The following is a 5411-nucleotide window of genomic DNA, read 5'->3' as shown; positions in this document are numbered from 1 at the left end:
AGGCACCTATGGAAACGTAAGTTTTGATACGGTAAACAATAAATTCTTCTATTTTGATGAAAATGGCGATAGACAAGAGATTGATTGGTCCGCATTAAATACAACCAACGTAAGTTTTACTTTAAACCAAGATTATTTGGTTGTTACGGATTCAAATAACAATTCAGTTCGCTTGGCCGTTGCAGAGATTGCAAACAACGAAACCTTTATTACCAATTTAGTTGAGAATCAAGAGTTTATCACCAAGTTGGGAGATAGTATTGATTTTATCAATCACATCACCAACAACAATGAGTTTATTGAAAATATCATCAAGGAACTAAATACTACCTATGGCAACGTTGGATATGATACCGTAAATAACCAATTCTTTTATTATGATGCGCAAGGAGATAAACAAACCATCAATTTAGAGGAGGCTATTAAGATGTATGAAACTTTGACAAGTCTTGAAAATGTGGTTACTAAAGAAACGGATGAACATGGCCAAGAGTTTGATTTATATACATTAACCTATAAAGACGAAAAAGGTAATTCGCATCCGATTGATATTAATGTATTGGTAAAAGGAAGTGAGACCTTAACTACGTTGACTTATGATCCAATTGATCACGTCTTAATATACCAAGACGAAGTAGGTGTTAAATCCTTATTTAAATTGACTGATTTAGTTGGAGATGCAGAGTCTTTAACCAAGTTAGAATTTGATCCAACTACCAATAATTTATTATTTACTGATGAAAATAAAATTATCCATATTCTTGAATTAGAATCGATAAATAAGCATCCTTGGTATGATATAACTACGCAGAAAGTTGCTACAACTAATACTGCTGATATCTATACAAAAGGATGGGTTGGAATTGGTTTTACAGAACCTTCTGGAGCGCCAAGTGAAAAATTAAGAGTAAACGGAAGTATTACTGCAGTAAATAGTTACTATGCGGATTATGTATTTGAGAATTATTTTGATGGATATTCTTCTTTGAAATACGATTACGATTTCAAGAGCTTAGATGCTGTTGAAGATTATATTAAAGAAAATCGTCACTTACCTGGAATTACACCAATCCATGAGTTGACCAAATTAGATGAGGGATATTCTATTAATATTTCTGAGTTATCTATTCAATTGCTAGAAAAAACAGAAGAATTATATCTACACATCATTGATCAAAAAAATGAGCTAGAAGAAAAGGAATTAAAAATTAAACAGTTAGAAATAAGCAATCAAGAGCTTAAAGAAGAAACTGCACAACAAAATCAAGAAATGTTGCACAAAATGGAGCAACTAGAACAAATGATTTTGGATTTAATGCAAAAAAACTAACTTTTTAAAAGAATAAATTATGAGTACTAATACAACGATATACAAGGGGATGAAATCTATGATTTCATTGATATTGATACTATTTATGGGAATTTCTTCCAGTATCGCCCAAACAAATATGACAAAAATAAAAGATGGTACTATTTCAGGAACAACAGCTGTTCCAAATTTAGGCGCCATTCTTGAGCTAGAGAGTGTGAATAAAGGATTCTTAACGCCGCGCTTAACCACACAACAACGCGATGCTATTCCCGTTGCCAACAAAACCGACGGTTTGATGATTTATAATAAAACTACGGGGTGTTTTAATTATTGGAGTACGGCACAAGATACGTGGTTGAGTTTGTGTGGAACCCCACCGCCAGCCGTATTTGAAATCAGCCGTATCCAATGTGGAGCAATAGCTGCAAGTGGAACCTTTAAACAAGGAGAGTATTTAAATGCTACCAACTATTTAACGGTACCTGTTACCGTTACTCAAGCGGGAACCTATGAAGTGATAGCCACTACCACCAATGGTTACTATTTTACTACCAAGGGTACTTTCCCTTCTTCGGGCAGTTATACGCTTATTTTAGAAGGGTTGGGAACACCAAATATTGGGTATAATACAGGTGAGAATGGGGATCAATTAACGCTTGTATTAAACAGTAAAACAAGTAGTTGTGTCGATAAATATGTTTTTGTAAATAAAGCTGCTGTAGACTATTCTATTAATTGTGCAACAATTCAGGTTCAAGGAGATTATTATGCGGGTAAAGAATTGATAAGCAGTAATAAAATGACCATTGAAGTTAATGTTCAAACGATTGGGTATTGGAATCTATCAACGAATACGGTGAATGGTTATTCATTTAGTGGTTCTGGAAACTTTATCACACCAGGTGTTCACACGATTGAATTATTGGGAACAGGCAAACCAAGTACATCAGGTACGAATTTATTCAATTTGTCATCTAACTCAGATACACCTGCGAATTGTTCTTCTATTACAGTGATTGTACAAGCCATTCGCTATACCGTAGATTGTAGTAATCCAATAATAGCAGGAATATATAAACAAGATGAACCTTTAACTGCAGCCCATACCGTTACACTACAAGTGAATGTAGAAGCTACTGGAGATACGTCTATCCAAACCAATACGGTAGGTGGAGTGTACTTTAGTTCAGGTCCGTTGTCCTTTGATGAATTAGGTCCAAGAGAAGTAGTTTTGTCTGCTGTTGGAACTCCAACAGTGCCAGGTATCAATCGTTATACTTTAAATGCAGCAACTGGATTAGTGGGCACATGTTCCTTTGACATCGATGTGGTTCGCCAACCTGTGGTTTACAACTTAGTGTGTAATTCGATCACAGTAAGTGGAAAATACGCACCAAACATTCCAATGAATGCAGAGAATACAATGGTATTAAATGCAAATGTTGGATATATCGGAGCCTATACCATTACGACCAATGCGGTTAACGGGGTTACTTTCACAGGCAGTGGAACGTTTACTTCGACCGGTTTACAAGAAGTTGTATTAAAAGCCACGGGAACTCCAGTAAGTGGAGGAATTCACCGCTATACAATTAGTACCAATAGTTCATCAGGCGCTACTACGTGTAATGTCAACATCGAATTTGTTTACCGCCGTATGAACATCTTGGGCTTAGGTGGTGGAACGTATCAGCCTGGAACAGCATCTAATACGCAAACCACAAGAGCTGTCTTACAGACAACTTCTAACTTTGGAACCAATGGAAAAGTAAAAGTTGATGGTTTGACCATTGTTAATGGGGGGTACAATCAAGGTACAGTCCTTAGAAATTTAATCAACAACAATAAGATAGATATCATTGTTATTGGATATAACTATACGCCAACTAGTGCGAGTATTTCAATTTTACAAGATTTTGTGAAGAATAAAAAAGGAGTATTGATTCACTCGCAAGAGACTGACGCATCAGGAACAAGAGATTTAATTAATGCGATTGCCTATTCAGGAAGTACTGCCGTATCAGGAATTGGAACTACGTATATCAATCCAATTTTAAATATAGATGATCCACTGCTTAACGGACCCTTTGGAGATGTTCGCGGAAAAGCAGGAGGAAGTGATGTAAATAACTCCTACTATGCAAGCGGTTATTCTAATGAATATGTGAGTTTATCTCATCAAGGAGGTAATTCATCACGTTCTTGGTTGTTGAGACACAAAACGTTAGGTTATGTTTATATGGGAGATTCAGGATGGACTGCTGGAGATGCGGCCAATAGATCTACAACGATTTGGCCAGCAGCGATGACAGCAGGAGGAGCCCCGATTGCGAAGGCTTATAATGGAGGTACTACCGTTTACAATAGTATTTTGTATGCCAATACCATTACTTGGGCTATTCAATATGCTCAGCAATATATCAATGTAAACTATCAAGTACAATAGTTTTTCAAGACAATGAGTTTAGTTTTAAAACTAAACTCATTGTTCTATCAAGAAGATTTAAACCCCATAAAAGGTTTAAATCCAATATTAATTCTATTCGTTTGAAAAGATGAGAAATAAAGTAATAAAAGCATCCCTGCTAGTTTTAGTAGGCCATGTTCTATATGCTCAAGAACCGGTCAATAGAATTGTCAATGAAGGAGAGTTGTCCATATCTTCAGGGGATTTAGTTTCCTTCGAAGGTACTTTTGAGAATACTAGCGAGGGAGATGTAACCAATGAAGGTATGGTCATTTATTTTCAGGACTTTATCAATAATGGTGATTATGGACTAACCCAAAACAAAAGTAAGTCAACGGCTGTTTTCTTAACAGAAAACGCGGGTGTTGTCAAGCAGATTTTAGGTGATGGGATATCGTCTTTTTACCATGTTGAATTTAACAGCTCCGTTCCCAAAAAGGCATTTGATTTAAAAAATAATATAGAGGTTCACGGAACCGTTGATTTTCAAGAAGGGATCGTCAAAGTAGATTCTACTCTAAATCCCATAACGAATGTTTCGTATGGTATGTTGACCTTTCGACAGGGTTCTAAAGCAAGCAATGTCACTGATTATTCCCATGTTGATGGTATGATTGAGAAACTCGGCAATGAAGCCTTTACCTACCCAATTGGAAATCAAGAGAAATACCGCTATGCTCATATTTCAGCTCCGAAGAGTTCTGAAGATGTATTTGTAGGACAATATATTTATAATGATAAAGCTTTTTTCCAAGCCCGTCCTAATGCAGTAGGGGTTGTTAAGGTTTTGAATACCAAAGAATATTGGCTTATTGATAAAAGTGACGAAAATCAAAGCGATGTATTGTTGACCCTAAGTTGGGATGAGGATACAACCTTGCCTGAGGTATTGAAAGATCCCGAAGGAGAGTTGCATATTGTTCGTTGGGATCCAAAAGCTCAATTGTGGGTTGATGAAGGAGGGGTAGTCGATATGTCTTCTAAAGAAGTAACGACGATTGCTACAGTTAAAGGCTATGGTTTTTTTACATTAGCTACAGTAAAGAAAGATTGGGTTTTGGATGGGGATGTAGTGATTTACAACTTAGTTACCCCTGATGGGGATGGCAAGAACGATTATTTTATCATCGACAACATCAAAAACTATCCCAACAACAAGGTTGAGATCTTTAATCGTTGGGGAGCTCGCGTATATGAAACCCAAGGTTATGACCCACTTGGCGATGGAAGTTCAAATGTGTTTAAGGGGTATTCAGAAGGTAAAGTTACCGTTGATAAAGGCAGTAAGTTACCAAGTGGCACGTATTACTATGTAGTAACCTATGAGTACAAAGATGATAAAGGAAGCCGCATGATTAAGAAGGCAGCGAACTTACACTTGGAAAACAATTAAAAGCGCATTAGATGAAAAGATATAACACAATACGAAATAGTGTACTTGTTAGTTTAGGCTTGCTGTTTGCTCAGCAAGTCTCGGCTCAGCAAGATCCTCAATATACCCAGTATATGTATAATCCCGCCTCGATTAACCCTGCTTATTCGGGCAGTGTGGATCACTTGCAATTATTTGGATTATACCGCACGCAATGGGTTGGCTTAGATGGCGCACCTCGCACGGCTTATTTATCGGCC

The 5411-nt window shown here is 36.8% G+C and carries 3 protein-coding genes and 1 pseudogene; all 4 read left to right on the top strand.

Translation table 11 applies throughout. The annotated features are described in order from the left end of the window. Positions 1-1330, top strand: a pseudogene (locus ACMHJ2_RS17615) (hypothetical protein); the annotation flags it as partial. Positions 1331-1349: 19 nt separating this feature from the next. Beyond that, complete coding sequence (locus ACMHJ2_RS17610; RefSeq protein ID WP_413514161.1) at positions 1350-3758, top strand: hypothetical protein; 2409 nt, start codon at positions 1350-1352, stop codon at positions 3756-3758. Positions 3759-3867: 109 nt separating this feature from the next. After that, positions 3868-5172, top strand: a complete 1305-nt coding sequence (locus tag ACMHJ2_RS17605) for a gliding motility-associated C-terminal domain-containing protein (protein ID WP_413514160.1) — start codon at positions 3868-3870, stop codon at positions 5170-5172. 11 nt (positions 5173-5183) lie between these two features. Next, positions 5184-5411 (top strand): type IX secretion system membrane protein PorP/SprF (locus tag ACMHJ2_RS17600; protein ID WP_413514159.1); only part of this gene is annotated, 228 nt, incomplete at its 3' end.

The sequence above is a fragment of the Myroides odoratus genome (assembly GCF_965118575.1).
GTDB classification, from domain to species: domain Bacteria; phylum Bacteroidota; class Bacteroidia; order Flavobacteriales; family Flavobacteriaceae; genus Flavobacterium; species Flavobacterium odoratum_B.
The sequence above is the reverse complement of the archived record's forward strand: the minus strand, read 5'-3'. Positions and strand labels throughout refer to the sequence as shown.

Bases quoted from the DNA above. Each gene is read 5' to 3' on its own strand.
- ACMHJ2_RS17610 (WP_413514161.1), top strand. From the start codon at position 1,350: ATGAGTACTAATACAACGATATACAAGGGGATGAAATCTATGATTTCA.
- ACMHJ2_RS17605 (WP_413514160.1), top strand. From the start codon at position 3,868: ATGAGAAATAAAGTAATAAAAGCATCCCTGCTAGTTTTAGTAGGCCAT.